Annotated in this window: 10 protein-coding genes and 2 pseudogenes; 9 read left to right on the forward strand and 3 right to left on the reverse strand. The window is 45.8% G+C overall.

Features of this window, described 5'->3' with window-relative positions:
- Positions 1-43: 43 nt before the first annotated feature.
- Positions 44-967: a hypothetical protein gene (locus ACJJIQ_RS16585; protein WP_445364857.1), complete on the reverse strand. Its 924-nt coding sequence runs from the start codon at positions 965-967 to the stop codon at positions 44-46.
- A gap of 9 nt (positions 968-976) precedes the next feature.
- A pseudogene (locus ACJJIQ_RS16590) lies at positions 977-1,120 on the reverse strand (hypothetical protein); the annotation flags it as partial.
- Positions 1,121-1,965: 845 nt separating this feature from the next.
- Between ACJJIQ_RS16590 and ACJJIQ_RS16595 the strand changes: the two are divergent.
- From ACJJIQ_RS16595 to ACJJIQ_RS16625, 7 genes and pseudogenes are all read left to right on the forward strand, one after another.
- Positions 1,966-2,268 carry a type II toxin-antitoxin system HigB family toxin gene (locus ACJJIQ_RS16595; protein WP_445362473.1) on the forward strand — a complete coding sequence of 101 codons (303 nt, stop codon included), beginning with the start codon at positions 1,966-1,968 and terminating at the stop codon, positions 2,266-2,268.
- A 17-nt stretch (positions 2,269-2,285) separates the two neighbouring features.
- Positions 2,286-2,654, forward strand: a complete 369-nt coding sequence (locus tag ACJJIQ_RS16600) for a helix-turn-helix domain-containing protein (protein ID WP_445362474.1) — start codon at positions 2,286-2,288, stop codon at positions 2,652-2,654.
- Positions 2,647-3,688 (forward strand): annotated as a pseudogene (locus tag ACJJIQ_RS16605) (TOTE conflict system archaeo-eukaryotic primase domain-containing protein). The gene ACJJIQ_RS16600 and the pseudogene ACJJIQ_RS16605 overlap by 8 nt, the downstream one beginning before the upstream one ends.
- Positions 3,689-3,785: 97 nt before the next feature.
- Positions 3,786-5,066 carry a DEAD/DEAH box helicase family protein gene (locus ACJJIQ_RS16610; RefSeq protein WP_445362475.1) on the forward strand — a complete coding sequence of 427 codons (1,281 nt, stop codon included), beginning with the start codon at positions 3,786-3,788 and terminating at the stop codon, positions 5,064-5,066.
- Between the two features lie 870 nt (positions 5,067-5,936).
- Entirely contained in the window at positions 5,937-6,524 is a 588-nt protein-coding gene (locus ACJJIQ_RS16615) for a hypothetical protein (RefSeq protein ID WP_445362476.1), read from the forward strand.
- Between the two features lie 459 nt (positions 6,525-6,983).
- A complete protein-coding gene (locus tag ACJJIQ_RS16620) occupies positions 6,984-7,436 on the forward strand; it encodes a nucleoside deaminase (RefSeq protein ID WP_445362477.1) in 453 nt (150 codons plus the stop codon).
- Between the two features lie 740 nt (positions 7,437-8,176).
- The gene (locus ACJJIQ_RS16625) at positions 8,177-10,738 is read left to right on the forward strand and encodes a hypothetical protein (RefSeq protein ID WP_445362478.1); all 2,562 of its coding nucleotides are present in this window, start codon (positions 8,177-8,179) and stop codon (positions 10,736-10,738) included.
- Between the two features lie 753 nt (positions 10,739-11,491).
- Here the strand turns inward: ACJJIQ_RS16625 and ACJJIQ_RS16630 are convergent.
- On the reverse strand, positions 11,492-12,379 hold the full coding sequence (locus ACJJIQ_RS16630) for a LysR family transcriptional regulator (protein ID WP_445362479.1): 888 nt from the start codon (positions 12,377-12,379) through the stop codon (positions 11,492-11,494).
- Between the two features lie 110 nt (positions 12,380-12,489).
- On the opposite strand from ACJJIQ_RS16630, the gene ACJJIQ_RS16635 reads away from it, so the two are divergent.
- Positions 12,490-13,464 carry an MBL fold metallo-hydrolase gene (locus ACJJIQ_RS16635; protein WP_445362480.1) on the forward strand — a complete coding sequence of 325 codons (975 nt, stop codon included), beginning with the start codon at positions 12,490-12,492 and terminating at the stop codon, positions 13,462-13,464.
- A gap of 82 nt (positions 13,465-13,546) precedes the next feature.
- A complete protein-coding gene (locus ACJJIQ_RS16640) occupies positions 13,547-15,379 on the forward strand; it encodes an amidohydrolase (protein ID WP_445362481.1) in 1,833 nt (610 codons plus the stop codon).
- Positions 15,380-15,381 lie beyond the last annotated feature (2 nt).

Genomic DNA, 15,381 nt, shown 5'->3' on the forward strand with positions numbered 1-15,381 from the left:
AGGCCCAATCAGTGAAAGCTGCAACAGCTACCAGATATGGGCCTTAGCCTGAGAATACCTGAGGCTCACTCTTCTCTAAGGCTTCGCATCTCGGGCAAGAATTTCCAGCATAATGATTTCTACAGCGCAAACAAAATATCCGTGTATTCTCATCAGGAAAGCATAAAGGACATTCCTTTGTGACAAACTGTCGCCTGCAAAATAGGCAACACTTTTTGATATTCAATTCTTTATCTTCTGGGTTTAGCCTGAATCTACTACCCTTTTCTTTAGCTCCTCTTCTCATTGTTTCATGGGTATTCTTAGAAGTAGGGCCTGTTGAATAACCACTTTTCTGACGCTTAAAAATTTCGTCATTAGCATTCATGGATTCATTTACCCCACCCCCTGAATCAAACCACTGTTTCGAATCAGAGAGTCGATTCTCGATTTCTGATTTGAGCGTTGCGGTAAGGCTCTCAAGTTTCTTCTCTTCATTGGCATGATAGAGCCATTTTTTTGCTATAAGCTCTTCTCTTATCCATCCCCTCAGAGCAGCCTTGTAAGTGGTTCCGCTTGCGCCCTTACGCTCGATTAGAGTTGCATATTGCGACACATCCAACTCAAGGTGACCCGCTATTTTCTCGGGGTAGTCTTCCAAAGTTATCCCTGTACGCTCTCTATAAACAACATCGATGAGTAGTTCATGGTTTTGTATGGCTGCCACGAGCGTATAAGGAATAGAAAACTCTTTGTACTCACTGACAACAGGATTCGAAGCCCTAGTTATCCGCGTCGATTTTTCAAATGGCTTCCCATATCTAACTAGTTCCACAGCTCCAATGTAGTCAGGAAGGGCTAAGGGCTCATTTTTTAAACTAAGTAGCATTTGCCTAAGCATTTGAGCACAAACCGACTCAAAAGATAGGTCACATTCTTTTTCAGCTACTACCTCAGCACGACTGTCATGAGCAAAGTGCCATTCCACCTTCTCGCCACGCCTAGCAACAACGCTCTGCCCACAAGAGGGACAGACACAATTACAGCTGCGCCCACGTGGCACATCTTCAACACCACAAAGTTCGCCACTTTCCCTATTTATCGCAAATGGTATTAGTGTACTCATAACCCTATGACTCATAATCCCTTATCTGTCGCCAATTATTACAAATAAGCTCATCTTGAAACTACAGCCGGGAAACCAGAATCTCGGCTCTTTTTATGGACTAAAAAAACTAGGCACCATGAAGGGGAAGATTTTTCCACAATCAGTTGCCTCGCCTTATCTGAGGGCTATCTCACTGCCGGGAAGGTTTATGCGGGGTCAGACCGGAACAGAACACCAGCACAAAGAGGAGCAGCGCTCTCCTGTTGACAAATGTTGACATCAGCAAAGGTTTTGTTCGCGTCAATACGGGGCTCCGGGAGGCCTGCCGGCGCATGCCACATTGGTCCAACCAGAGGCGCAGCATAGCTAGGTAACTAACGCGCCAAACTGGGGGTTACTTTGCTCCAGTGGACGGGTTTATTGACGGGTTTTGAAAAGCAGAAAATATTTAATCTTTATTTATCAATGGGTTATAGCTATTTTTCGACTCCCGCCATCTCCACCATCTTGTAAATAGCCCTATTGAGCCCTCACCAGCCATTAGGGCTATTTATTAACCCGCAACTTGACTATCAGGAAGTTAGGGCTGATGCGGATATTTGCATACTAGCTCAACCTCAAACGGCTTCGAAAGTACTCCTTCTTAAGCAACTGGCCTCATACTCCAGCACATCCTCTCGCCTGTACCTGACTTGGCCGCCCAGTTTTACGTAAATTGAGCCGATACCCTCAGATCGCCATCTGCTCCAGTGTCGCCTCGCTTACCTGCCAACGATTACATAGCTCTCTTTGCGTCATAAGTGCTTGATATTCATTCATATTGATTCTCCAGTAGATTTTAGTTGATGCAGTCCCATTTTGGGACTAACATTAACCCTATGAGAATCATTGCCTTATCAACACTGAAAGCTTTCTGGGAAGAGCATCCAGAGTACATGAATGCTAAAGAGCCCACGCTTGCTTGGTATCGACATGCCTTGGCAGCTGACTGGAGCGCACCAGCTGATGTAAAGCAGGACTTCAGAAATGCCAGCATCCTCAAAGATGGGCGTGCGGTTTTCAATATTGCAGGCAACAAGTACCGTTTGGTCGTTTGGATCAACTACGCCTATCGTGTGGTGTACATCCGATTCATAGGCACCCATGCGCAGTACGACAAAATTGATGTACAAACTATTTAATTGCCGGAGGAATTACCATGGACATCAAACCGATTAAAACTGATGCCGACTACCATGCGGCATTAAAAGAAATTGAAAGCCTGATGATGGCTGGCCCTGACACACCTGAAGGTGAAAAGCTGGATGTAATGGTCACGCTTATCGAAGCTTATGAGGCCAAGCATTTCCCTATGGAACTACCTGACCCTGTTGAAGCCATCAAGTTTGAGATGGAGCGCAAAGGTTTAACAGTGAAAGACCTCGAGCCCATGATTGGTAAAAGCAATCGAGTCTATGAGATCCTCAACCATAAACGTTCGCTTACACTAAAAATGATCTGGAAGCTGCATGAGGGCTTGGGTATTCCAGCTGAGTCTCTGATCAAACCACCACAAGCACATGCTTAAACATGAGGGTTTCCAGAGCATTGCCGAGATTGACTCTCAGCTTGTTGCGCTTGAACAGGAGAAAAAGCAACATCTAGCTCTCAGAGAACAACTTCAACAACCCCAATCAAATACATCTGACGTGCCCCTATATTCACCAGAACAAAAGATTGCCGTTTTCAGAGGATTGTTTAGAGGCAGAACCGATATTTTTGCTAACCGCTGGCAAAATAAACAAGGTCGCAGTGGTTACTCTGTTGCCTGCAATAACGAGTGGGTACAAGGAATCTGTCATAAGCCTCGCATCAAATGTCAGGACTGCAATCACCGTCAGTTCACAGAGTTAAATGACCAGATCATTTATCGCCACTTAGCTGGGCAACAAATCGTTGGCCTTTATCCTTTACTGCACGATAACACCTGCTACTTTCTTGCAGCCGATTTTGATAAAGGCCAATGGCAAGACGAAGTGAAAGCAATGTCGAAGGCTTGCCAGAACTTTGGAATACCACATGCCATTGAGGTTTCACGCTCAGGCAATGGCGCGCACCTTTGGATTTTCTTCAACGAGAAAGTCCCTGCCAAGAAAGCGAGATTATTGGGATTTGGCCTGCTCGACAATGGGATTATATCCAAATCTATCGTTTGACTCCTACGATCGACTTTTCCCCAATCAGGATATTTTACCCGAAGGCGGATTTGGAAATTTAATCGCTCTACCACTTCAGAAGGAAGCGCGATTGTCTGGTAATAGCTCCTTTGTCGATAACGAACTTAATGTTATCCAAGACCAATGGCAGTACCTTGCTAATATACAGTCTGTTTCAAGCAGTACGCTGACAAAGCTATTGACACAGATTTCACCAAACTCAGCGTTATTTAAAGAACAAGAGGTTATAGAGAATCGTCCACCCTGGGAGATGACCGCCAAGGCAAAGCCTCTCTTATTAGAAAACCCACCAGAAAAGATAACCGTCACTCTCGCAAATCATGTTTATTTTGATTTAAGTGAGGTACCGAGCCCATTAGCAGCAATGGTTGAGGCGACTCGCTAGCTTTTCCAACCCTGTTTTCTTTAAAACACAGGCATTACGATTTTCAACTCATGGCATTCCGAGATTTATCTCTTGCGCTCGAATTCAGCACAGCTACTTGGCAATACCTCGCGGCTGCTTAGACGAAGCGCTAGCGTTGCTAGCAGAGAACAAGGTCGAAGCCCAAGTAGACGACCAACGTGAAAATGGTACTAAACTTAAAGCCACTAAGTCGCTCGTCAAACTCAGAAAGAATCAACAGGCTGCAGTGCGAGCCATGAGCAAGCACGATGCTGGTATTCTTCATGCTCCTACAGCCTTTGGTAAAACAGTTACCGCTATTGGCATGATTACTAAGCGCAAAGCCAACACGCTAATTTTGGTTCACAGTAGACAATTGCTCGACCAGTGGAGAGAACGGTTAAAATCGTTTTTGCCTGATATGGATATTGGCATCATCGGTGGTGGCAAGAAAAAGCCAACGGGGGTCATCAACATCGCAACCTACCAAAGCCTCATCAATAAAAAAGACAACACTGTATCGGAGATCATCCAAGATTACGGGCATGTGATCGTTGATGAGTGCCATCACGTTTCTGCGCCGCGCTTTGAAATGGTGTTAAACGAAGTTCGAGCTAAATATGTACTCGGCTTGACCGCCACACCTGAAAGGCAGGATGGTCACCAGAAAATCATCTTTATGGCCGCAGGGCCTATACGTCACAAGGTTAAAAGCACCATCGAAGAGAAATTTGAGCAACAAGTCGTTGTTCATCAGCTTTATGACACCCCGCCAAGGCAGTTAGTCCAGTCAGAAGAACGACCGAAAATATCTCACGCTTATCGGTGGATCATGGAGAATGATGAAAGAACACAGCGAATCATCAATGATGTGCTCGCCGGTATTCAGCAATCAAAACACCCTATAGTTCTAACGGAACGCAGGGAGCATGCAGAGACGATCAATGCTTTGTTGCTCGACAAAGAGGTCGACTCGGTCGTTTTAAAAGGTGCAATGCGCGCGTCTGAGCGTAAGGCCGTTGAGGAACAGCTACCCACCGCGCAAGTCGTCGTTGCCACTGGTAAGTATGTGGGCGAAGGTTTTGATTTGCCAAGACTAGACACGCTGTTCTTAGCCATGCCCATTGCATGGAAAGGCTCTCTGGCTCAGTATGCAGGGCGTATTCATCGAGAGTCGGATGGCAAAGACCGTGTCACCATATACGATTATGTCGATTGCTCGCTCCCTATGCTGCAACGCATGTTCAACAAGCGGGAGAAAAGCTATAAGGCAATGGGATATCAAATTTCGTTCAATGGTGAAGCGCCCGAACAAGGCCAATTGTCAACCGAGTTACTGCTAGCTTCTGACAAACAGGGTTCCGAAGCTCCTGTGTAAGCATAGACCCACATTGGCTTACTAAAGCAATTGAGGAACTAATGCATTTCCTATTGCGGGAACCAAACCGGCGTCCCGTCCCACCACCAAATTGCTGCCTCAGACAGCCCACGAAAGCCCCGCAAACCTAGTGTTTCCGGGGCTTTCGTTTATCTGGACCATCCCAATTAATCTAACCCAAATCCAGTAATTTTTGGTGGGGTTAATTGTGGAGTCGAGCAGATTTGCGCCACTGACCCCACCATATTGTCGGAGGGCAAGGAAGTACGCAGGGTTGATCCGGCGCACTTACCCTCACCAAGAAAAAGCACCTGATAGCAATTACAGACCCAGCTGAAGTTGGGCGCCTACTAACTGCCATAGACGAATACCAGGACACCCCAGTAGTAAGATCAGCCCTAAAACTTTCCCCTATCCTATTCTGCCGCCCTGGAGAATTACGAAAACTTGAGTGGGCAGAAATCAATTGGGATACCAAACACATAAAACTGCCCAGCGACAAAATGAAAATGGGTCAATTAGGCCATCCGCAGATTATTCCTCTTGCTGAACAGGCTCTAGCCCTACTGCAAGGACTGGAGCGGCTAACAGGCCGAGACAAATATTTTTTCATCAACTAAGGGACAAAGCCGTCCACTGTCTGATAACAGTGTGAGAACTGCGCTCAAGTCACTGGGCTATGACAATAAGACCATGCCCCCCCAACGACTTCCGTGCAATAGCCTGTACTCTATTAGATCACGACACTCGGCAGATTTAATTTAGAATTCGCGCTTTCAGCAAGGAAAAAATTAAATGTGGCACATGTACCTCAAATAAGGGGGTAGAACACATTTTTAAATGGACTTACGAGGATAAAAGGATATTTCTATGAACGAAGCTTCAGTCAAGAGAAATGTAAGCCGACTGGTTAACGCCGCTCTGGCAGCGATTACGGATAAAGACCCGAACTTTAATCGGATTCTGATTAGCACCTCAAATGAACTCAAACGTATCAGCCTGGAACTGTTTAACGCCATACGAAGAGAAGAGCGTTTTAGTAACCTGATGGCGGCCGGCGCTCGTGGATCAAACGCCTTTAGGGCTCGGCAATCCATGAACTCGCGGATTGCCAATCTCTCATCACTTGAAGCCTTCCTCGCTGATGAATGGAAAAGGCTTAGTGATGCGGTTTACCCGCATGGAAAAAAGCAACCATGGGAAGGCAAGAATGTAGCGGAGCTTACGGATATGCTTACGGGAAATATTGAGTCGTTCGACAAATTACTTAAGAAAAATTTAAACCAGATTTCACAGCACCTGCCCAACCTAGATCAAGTGGCGACTATTCAAAATGAAGTCACCAAATTAAAAAATATATCCGCTCATACAGCGCCAAGTATGATCTTCTTAATTACCATTAGCATTCGGTTATTTGCGATGTACATGTGCTCTAAACAAGTAACTAGTAATACATAGTCTCAGCTTCCCTTTTGGCAGCTCGCTAGGCGCTGGACGTTTTTCATCTGACAGGCTCAATGCCTGTCGGAACCTTCTAAATAAGCGGAGCAGATCAATATTGTGTTAGGAATGCCCATATTTCTACCCATTAACCTGCTTAAAACAATACTTTAAAGAACCCACTTCGCCACTCAATTCAAAAAGAACAAAGCCTCATCCATCGATCATGTGATGCACTCCTTACAATATTCAGGAGATGCACTTATACGCGAGAGAAAAGCCTTCCCACAATTAAGAAGGCCGCTCACTTGTAGACGTCGATAAAGGTTTTTTCACATCAGTAAGAGCCATCACTAGTCGAAAAATACAAACCTATTGGCAATAGTCTTCGCCGTCACCTTTGCTGTCATTAATGTATCAATAAAGCTCTACACTCTATACTTCAAGCGCCCTTAAAAAATTAAATAAAGGACTGCCATGAGAAAATCTGAGCACGAAGCGTTTATGCAAGCAGCCATTGAGGAAGCGCGCAAGGGCTTGGCCGCAGGAGGTGTTCCCACCGGCTGTGTAGTAGTTCGTGATGGAGAAATTATTGGAAGAGGCCACAATCAGCGTATCCAACAGGATAGTGTTATCAAGCACGCTGAAATGGACGCATTGGAAAAGACTGGAAGGTTACGAGCAGTCGAATATCAAAAGTGCACGCTTTATACGACTCTTTCGCCCTGTCCAATGTGCAGCGGAGCCATACGTTTATACGGTATTAGGAATATTGTTATCGGTGAAAACAAAACCTTTCAGGGAGATGAACTGTTACTCAGATCTGAAGGCATAAGCCTAACCATCCTAAATAATTCTGATTGCATTAGTCTTATGAATGAATTTATCCAGCAGCACCCTGAGATCTGGCATGAAGATATTGGCGAGTAAAAACATCGAATTAAAGTGGGGTTAACTAAAAAACAATAAAAGAATTATTACTGTACCTAGAGAATGAGCATTCAATACCTCGGTTTTATGGATGCCCTGCCGTTAAAGCCTCACTACAGAGTAAGCTAGAAATACTTAGTGAAAAGATACCCCGGCTAACACAGAGCCGGAATTCGCTAGCTCAGTTTATCGGCGAACTCCTATCAGATAGAGTTGAGATTTTTTCTTTTATCATTTAGACCAGAGTCATGCAGGTTTCCCACCATGAATATCGTGCCGCATCGCATTTTCACCGCCACTAAAAAGCCCAGTCTTATCCGTCTCTTCAAAATCTGATAACAGCTTTTTGGCACGTTATTTAGCCCTCTCCTTCCTCCGCTTTTCATATCAAAGGGAACGTTTTTGATCTGTCACACAATACTCATCCAGTAGCAAAAACCTCAAGAGCTATAGATAAAGCCTTTGCTGCTGCAATATTCCCGTAATTTTTCACCGAAAGGCTTCATTTAGAACATCCCAATAACGGCGCAAAAAATGTTATCAAAAAAAAGATATCAACATTTTCCCTGATAATGCCTTCGACCTTATTGGCTGGTGCCCTTTTGAAGAGTAACTTAGGGCGGGTGGCAATTTTCTAGTAGGCCTGATGTTCGATTGCCGCATCAAAGAGGGCTTGTGGTGTTATCCGGCCACTCGCCTTTTCAAAAAAATGAAACTAATGAAGATTACGGAGCATCATCATGGAAGAGACTCTCACACTCTCTCCCGACAGCCTGCAGCGCCGCCTCAAAAAGCAAACCGCGTCCCTCACACTCTCTCCTGACGACCTGCAGCGCCTGCTAGGCAAGCAAGCCACACAATTAGATAGTTCGACCTCTCTCTCTTTCGAATTCACGCCAACATCTCAAACAGACCCACTGCGACGCGATCCCACCCTGAGCAACCTCTTGCAACATGAAGCTCGCATGCTTGAGTGGCTCAGTGAATCTGAAGGCAATGCACGTCAGTTTGCGCTCGACCCAATTTCTACCTTTCAGCGGGTATGCGACCCGAGCCCCGAGCTGGTCGAGGAGCTGCGCGGCCTGTTTGATCGAGAAGAGCCAAGCGACTTAATTGAAGAAGAAATTGAAGAGCAGCAAGGTCTTCAAGAAGTTGAATCCTCGCCAGATCCGGACCTTTCACAGGGTTGGGACTTGATCAGCGCCTCGACTCAAGGAGCGGTCAACAATTGGATTAGCGAGCTCTTCGAAGGCGACTCCGGCCAATGGTCCTTCAGTGGAAGTGTCGGCAAGGGCCCCGCCAAGGTTCGCTACGAGTTCGCATTTGATTGTCCCGCCTTCATCGCTCCCGAAGACCAAAAGGCGACGCTCGACCTGCCCATCACAGGGTTCATCAAGTTCCCAGGTATCACAAGCAATATCGAAGATGCGCAGGGCCAAAGCCCCGGTCACGCCCGGCTCGTTCTTGACCTCGACAAAATGCAAGCCAGCGCCAGCATCAACCACTATGGGCAAGTCACCGTGACCATCCAGAAGCCCAACTGGGACATGATGGAACTTGACCTCAGCGATATTCAACTCTCAAAGTCGATCAAGGGCCTCGACATTACCGACGCGATGAAAGGAGCAGTCGACCAACTCGTCTCAAGTTTTGATTGGCCCATCAAGTACACGGTTGCTCAACACACCCCCCTGCCCGCCGGGAACCTGGATATCGGGATGATGTATACAGCCTTTGATGGCGACTCCGACTCAAACCTGTTCGGACTTGGGATATGCCGTGGGAATCGCCAGCCAATAGACGCGCTTCTACCACAGACTATCCCTAGCAACTGTACATCCGCACTCATCGTATCCAACGACATCATTTTGACTTCGGTGGCTGCGGCGATTGCTGAAGCAACGCCACTGACCTCATCGCAGCTGACGGTGACCGATACCTACCCCGAAAAAATGTACCTCAACACAGACGTCGAGGATGTGATTGAGGGTGCGCATATCAAAATCAAAGAAAATAACCTCCAAGCGGCGTTCAACAACGACGGCGATCTTGTTATCAGTGCCGACATCAGAGTGAAGCGTGGGGCCATGACCCTGTGGGTCTACCAGACCCTAAAGCTCTCTGCGACGATAAGCTTCAACGCCTACGACGATGTGCTCAACATTCAGGTGAAAACAAAAGCGAAGCTCCCCTTCTGGTGGGCGTTCGTACCGCTTGGCTGGGTCCTTCAATTGATCATCTCGATTCTGAGTTCGAAGAAAGGGAGTGTCGACATCGCGATTCCCGGCTTCCAGGTCAAGAAGACGAATTCGCCCGCTTATCTCCAGGTTGGTGGTGATTGGGCCTATATGCCAATCAAGCTTCATTCCACCCCAACCGCGCCTCCGAATATTCAGATGATGCAGATCAATCAGCAGCTGGATGAAAACGGCGGAAGGTTCCGGTTTGACTTCAGCAGATACGGCTCAGAAGTGACGAGCTTTATCGTTGCCGCCACCTACTGGTTCTTCAAGTACGAAGGAAGCACGGACCACCAGACGCAAACGCTGGGCCTGTCACTCACCCAGGTTCACAACAAGAATGCCGTCCTCACCGTCACTCCTGACGCTACTTTGTACGGCCAGAAGAAAGGCTTAAGCCCCTCAGCCTCCCAATTGACATTGTCGTGCATCGCAGTGGTCGACGGCCCCAAAGACGGTGTGATCTTACCGAGAACCATCACCGGCATACCCGATGAATCAACCAGCCCATACATCCCCCTCGATGAGCCAGAAGCTTATGCTGCCCTTGGAGGCTGGGCGTGCGAGTACCACAAGGACAACGACCCGAGCGAACCCCCAAAGTCACACCACGTTCGCACCATTGAGCTCGATGCAACCACCGCGGTTCCGAACAACTACGAAGTGGGCATCCAATCGACTGCACAGATGCACGATGACTCGGGCAACAATGCCATTGCATCGATTGATGGCAATCTCATTGAGCTGAGCAAGAGCCCCCCTCTGATCGCAAAGTACGTGACAAACCTCCAAAAAACGAGTGATGACGCGTATGTCGAGATGGGCCAGCCCATAAGCGACGCGGCAGTGTTCCTGTCTGGCTATCGCGTCCACTACGACAGCAGTGACCACGACATCCGGCAAGTCGGCGGAGGTTCGGAAACCTATTCCACATCAGGCTCGCAGGTCATACTGCACAATCCACATGCACTGATCGGCGACGGCGACTCGGGAAACAGCAAGCACACTCAAGAAAACAGCGAATCGCACGTGTCGTTCCTAATTATCGCAGTACCGGAGTAAATCGCGCGGTTGCTCGGGTGGCCATTGCACGCCCGGGCAACCCATGCGATACCTGGCGACTAACTATAACTGGGAATCTTCCTACCAACACAATGACGGAGGCCGCCAGTGAAAGTGAAAGTAAACTTACCGTCCGGACATAACCGATTACCACACCGCTAGGCTGGTATTTGGTGGCATTCGACTGCTAGGGAGCCTCTGAATAACTCCGTAATGCCTCTGCGAGTCTTGAAGGCTGCAGATGTTAGGCGCAGCTCGCCGCGAATGGCCGTAGCCCTTTGCAAGAGCTGCAACGCAGCAGATGCGGCCTTCAAGGCCCGCCCCTCGGGGCTTGCAGAGCGATTCACTCTCCGCGTTGCGACTTCTTGAAAGGTCTAGACATTCCTGCAAAGCCGCGCCTTGATTGTGAACCGCTCTGAAAGCCAGAGGTATCACGGAGTTATTCAGAGGCTCCCTAGACATTCTCAAGAGGAAGGTTTACTCGTATCAGTAGCAGCTTTCTATTCAGGTTGGAGTATCCGCCTAAATTTACGCACCAATTTACCACTTTCTACCGGATAACTGATTAGGCTCCCGCATAATAAAGTTTTTGATCATCGCTATCCTCAGTGACATTGCGGAAGCAATCCACATATGTCTATAGCTTCTTTATTAATCATTCTAAATTTAAGGATGGTAAATAATTGATAATGCTTTTACATTTAAATGCGAACAACTAAAGGTCTTCTGGTCGACTATAAGATCGAATTAAAATCAGCAACTTTTAATTTGATACTTTTTTACGATGTCGAACAAAATTTTTGAAAATAGCTTGACTGAATTATTCTGTGCTTTATTACCTACAGTTAAATAAAGAGACACTGTATAGGAAAATCCATGAATCATATCAATTTTACATAGCTTATTTGACTGAACATCCTCGGCAACCATGTGCACCGGCAACCTGCCATAACCAAGCCCCCCCTTTACAAGGCGATAGGCCTCGTTCAAGTTGGAAACGGAGCATTTCACATTTGGTGAAAGCCAACCGAAAGAAACATCCATCGACCCGGAGTCTGCTACTAGAACTTGAGTCTCTCTCTTCAGTTCATAATAAGAAACATTTTTTTGGTTAGATAAGCTATGTTCTGGGCTACACACTAAGATAAATTCAACATCTAGCAATTTATCGCTTAAGAAACCGGGGGGTGGGGTCATACCGATACATAAATCCACCGCATTATTAAGAAGTAACGCATTAGTTCCAGACATCGCTTGCTCCTTTATAGACAAGCGGACATTTTTTTGCTGGCTGTGAAATAATTTTAAAGTAGCATCGAGAATACTCTTTGGAAATGAAGTATCTACTGCAATACTCAACGTAGCTGCCGCCCCCTGTTTTAGCTGGCCAGCTAGATTCTCAATGTCATAATGTTGTCTCAGTAACACCTCAACTTGCTCACTCAAAAGCAAACCGGCATGATTTAATTTGGTTTTCCTTCCATCTTTTTCAACCAGAGTTAAACCTAGGGTATCTTGAAGTTCTTGTAGCGTATAACTAATTGTGGATTGACTCTTGCCAAGTTGATCAGCAGCTTTTGATACTGAACCTTCCTTCCTTAAAGCATCCAAAGCTTCTAACTGTTCGAGCGTGGTTTTCACGGAAGTACACCATATATCGATAGATTCGATCCATATTATCTTTGCCGTAACTACTAATCAAACATGATGTAGGATTTCTCGCGTTTTAATAATTACCGGAAATGTCTACAATGCTTAAATCCATTACTACACTGCTGGCTGGTGTAGCTTTTACTGTGAACGCGATTGCCCAAGAGCCCGTGTGGGATGGCAATACAGTCATCCTTGAATCTCAAAAGGTTTCAGATGGCATATATGCTGTAATACCTTCAGATGCCTCTGAAAAAGCTGGCAGTGGCTATCCTATTGCAACAAGTGGCGGATTTGTTATCGGCGAAAACTCTGTTCTGGTGATAGAGTCAATGATAAATGAGCGCCTTGCCGAACAAATGATATCGTTGGTCAAGGCTGAAACAGATAAACCCATCAAGTATTTAGTTAATACAAGTTATCACGGTGATCACTCATATGGAAACTATGTTTTTCCAAGCAGTGTATCTATTATCCAGCATGAAAGTGCAAAGGATTATGTAGATAACTACTTCGAGCAAGATACTGCGTTCATGATTAGTAACTTCGGTGAAGGCAGGGGAATTGAGGATGTAATACCCAAAACCGGCGATATCTTAGTCCCCAAAAACGGAAGTATTTCTATTGATTTAGGAGGCAAAACTGTAGACATAGATGACTTTGGTTTTGCTCAAACTGGCGGCGATCTATTCGTCTCCGTTAAAGGAGAGAACATACTTTGGACAGGTAACCCCGTAGTCTCTACCAAACCTGCCTTGCCTTGGCTGCTTGATGGCCATCTATTAGAAACATTAGCAACCATGAAATATGTATATGGCGCAATAAATGAATCTACATTAGTTATCCCTGGTCATGGCCCAATTACAAACCGTTCAGCAATAAAATGGCATATTGATTACTTGACTGCACTTAAAAATAAAGTGGAAAAGGCAATTGCAAGAGGACTATCCCTTGAGGAGACGGTTGAGAAAGTTCAACTGCCAAAATACCAAGGGTATGCCCTTCACGGGTGGGTTCACTCTGGATTGAATGTCCCCGCAGCATATAAAGAGCTTTCCTCTTCTAAAGTTAAATAACCCTCTGATCTCATTCCTCCATAAGTGCTTACTATACCTCCTGAGTAGGTAGGTAAGCGCTTTCAAATCTAAGAAATCTAGTATGTCATATTCAAAATATGTATGGCGAAAACGCCTAATCTTAATGGGTGCCGCCACGGTTTTGGCTGCATGTAAAAACGCAACCATCGCAAATGAGGGGGTGATAGAAAATTTCGACAGTACCGTTTATGCGGATATGATCATTATTAATGCAAAGGTAACGACCCAAGATAAGAACATGCCAGTTGCCCAGGCCATAGCGGTTAGAGACGGAAAGATTCTGGATGTAGACACCGATGAAATAATACATCAGTACAGAGGTGAAACGACTGAAGTTATTGATGCGAAGAATAGACGAGTTATACCGGGCTTGATCGACTCTCATTCACACTTCTTGCGTAGCGGATTAGCTTATACGAGGGAGTTACGTTGGGACGGTGTGCCCGATCTAAAGACAGCTTTAAACATGTTGTCTGAGCAAGCAAGTAGAACACCAAAAGGTGAATGGGTAAGAATTATAGGTGGCTGGTCTCCATGGCAATTCAAGGAAAAACGGTTGCCAACTATTGTTGAAATTAATAAGGCAGCTCCCGACACCCCAGTATATATTCAATATTTCTATAGTGTTGGAATGCTTAACCAAGTGGGCATGGATAAACTTGGAATCAACAGAAATACGGAAGATCCAAAGGGCGGAAAATTCGTACGTGACTCACATGGAACACCCACAGGGTTAATGCTAGCACAGCCACATCCTGGAATTTTTTACGGCAAGATCGCAGCTCTGCCAGACACTTCAGAAGAAGTAAAAGTAAATTCAACAATTCACTTATTTCACGAACTGGCAAAATTTGGTTTAACGTCTGTTATTGACGCTGGAGGTGGCGGGTTCGGTTATCCCGATGGATATAGTGTCGCAGAAAAACTGGCCACAGAAGGAAAACTACCACTGAGAACATCCTTCTATTTATTTGCACAGAATCCAGGGAAAGAGCTGGAAGACTACCACAATTGGACAAGGGGAAATAAAGCGGGGACAAACACCGACAGTACTAAAGAGCACGGCTTTGAAATTGATGGAGGAGGTGAGTATCTACTATGGAAAGCTGGAGACTTTGAAAATTTTAGATCCGACAGACCAGTGTTGGATGCCGATATGGAAATAGATCTAACACCAATTATTGAGTTACTGGTAGAGCGTAGATGGCCATTTAGGATTCATGCAACCTATGATGAGTCAATTACCAGGATTCTAGACGTTATTGAAGACGTAAATAGCTATAAACCGCTTCGCGGACTTCGATGGTCAATTGAACATGCCGAAACGATAGGCACGAATAATATCGAGCGTATAAAGTCACTTGGTGGCGGCGTTGCCATTCAAAGTCGTATGGTATTCCTTGGTGATGACTTTTCTGAGCGGTATGGAGCTGAAAAGGCAAAAGCTACACCTCCATTGAGAATGCTTGTCGATAAAGGTATCCCTATTGGTATGGGTACTGATGCCACACGGGGCTCAACCTTTAACCCTTGGGTAGGCCTACATTATTTAGTCACTGGTGAAACCGTCAGTGGCCGCAAGCTCTATGACTCATCAAATCTTTTAACGCGAGAAGAGGCGCTCAGACTTTATACAATTGGCAGTGCCTGGTTCTCAGGAGAAGAGCATATCAAAGGAAGGTTGTCTAAAGGTCAACTAGCAGATTTTGCAATTTTGTCGAAAGATTACATGGAAGTCCCCCTGAAAGAAATCAAGTCAATCAGATCTGTACTAACTGTTGTAGATGGAGAGGTTGTATATGGAGATGGGGATTATCAGTCTTTATCACCAAAACTAGAGCCCCTTCTGCCTAGTTGGTCACCTGTAAAATTCTATGGCAGCTACTGGCCATAAAT

The organism is Microbulbifer maximicatervae (SeqCode), from assembly GCF_052468295.1.

Bases quoted from the DNA above. Each gene is read 5' to 3' on its own strand.
- ACJJIQ_RS16595 (WP_445362473.1), top strand. From the start codon at position 1,966: ATGAGAATCATTGCCTTATCAACACTGAAAGCTTTCTGGGAAGAGCAT.
- ACJJIQ_RS16600 (WP_445362474.1), top strand. From the start codon at position 2,286: ATGGACATCAAACCGATTAAAACTGATGCCGACTACCATGCGGCATTA.
- ACJJIQ_RS16615 (WP_445362476.1), top strand. From the start codon at position 5,937: ATGAACGAAGCTTCAGTCAAGAGAAATGTAAGCCGACTGGTTAACGCC.
- ACJJIQ_RS16620 (WP_445362477.1), top strand. From the start codon at position 6,984: ATGAGAAAATCTGAGCACGAAGCGTTTATGCAAGCAGCCATTGAGGAA.
- ACJJIQ_RS16625 (WP_445362478.1), top strand. From the start codon at position 8,177: ATGGAAGAGACTCTCACACTCTCTCCCGACAGCCTGCAGCGCCGCCTC.
- ACJJIQ_RS16635 (WP_445362480.1), top strand. From the start codon at position 12,490: ATGCTTAAATCCATTACTACACTGCTGGCTGGTGTAGCTTTTACTGTG.
- ACJJIQ_RS16640 (WP_445362481.1), top strand. From the start codon at position 13,547: ATGTCATATTCAAAATATGTATGGCGAAAACGCCTAATCTTAATGGGT.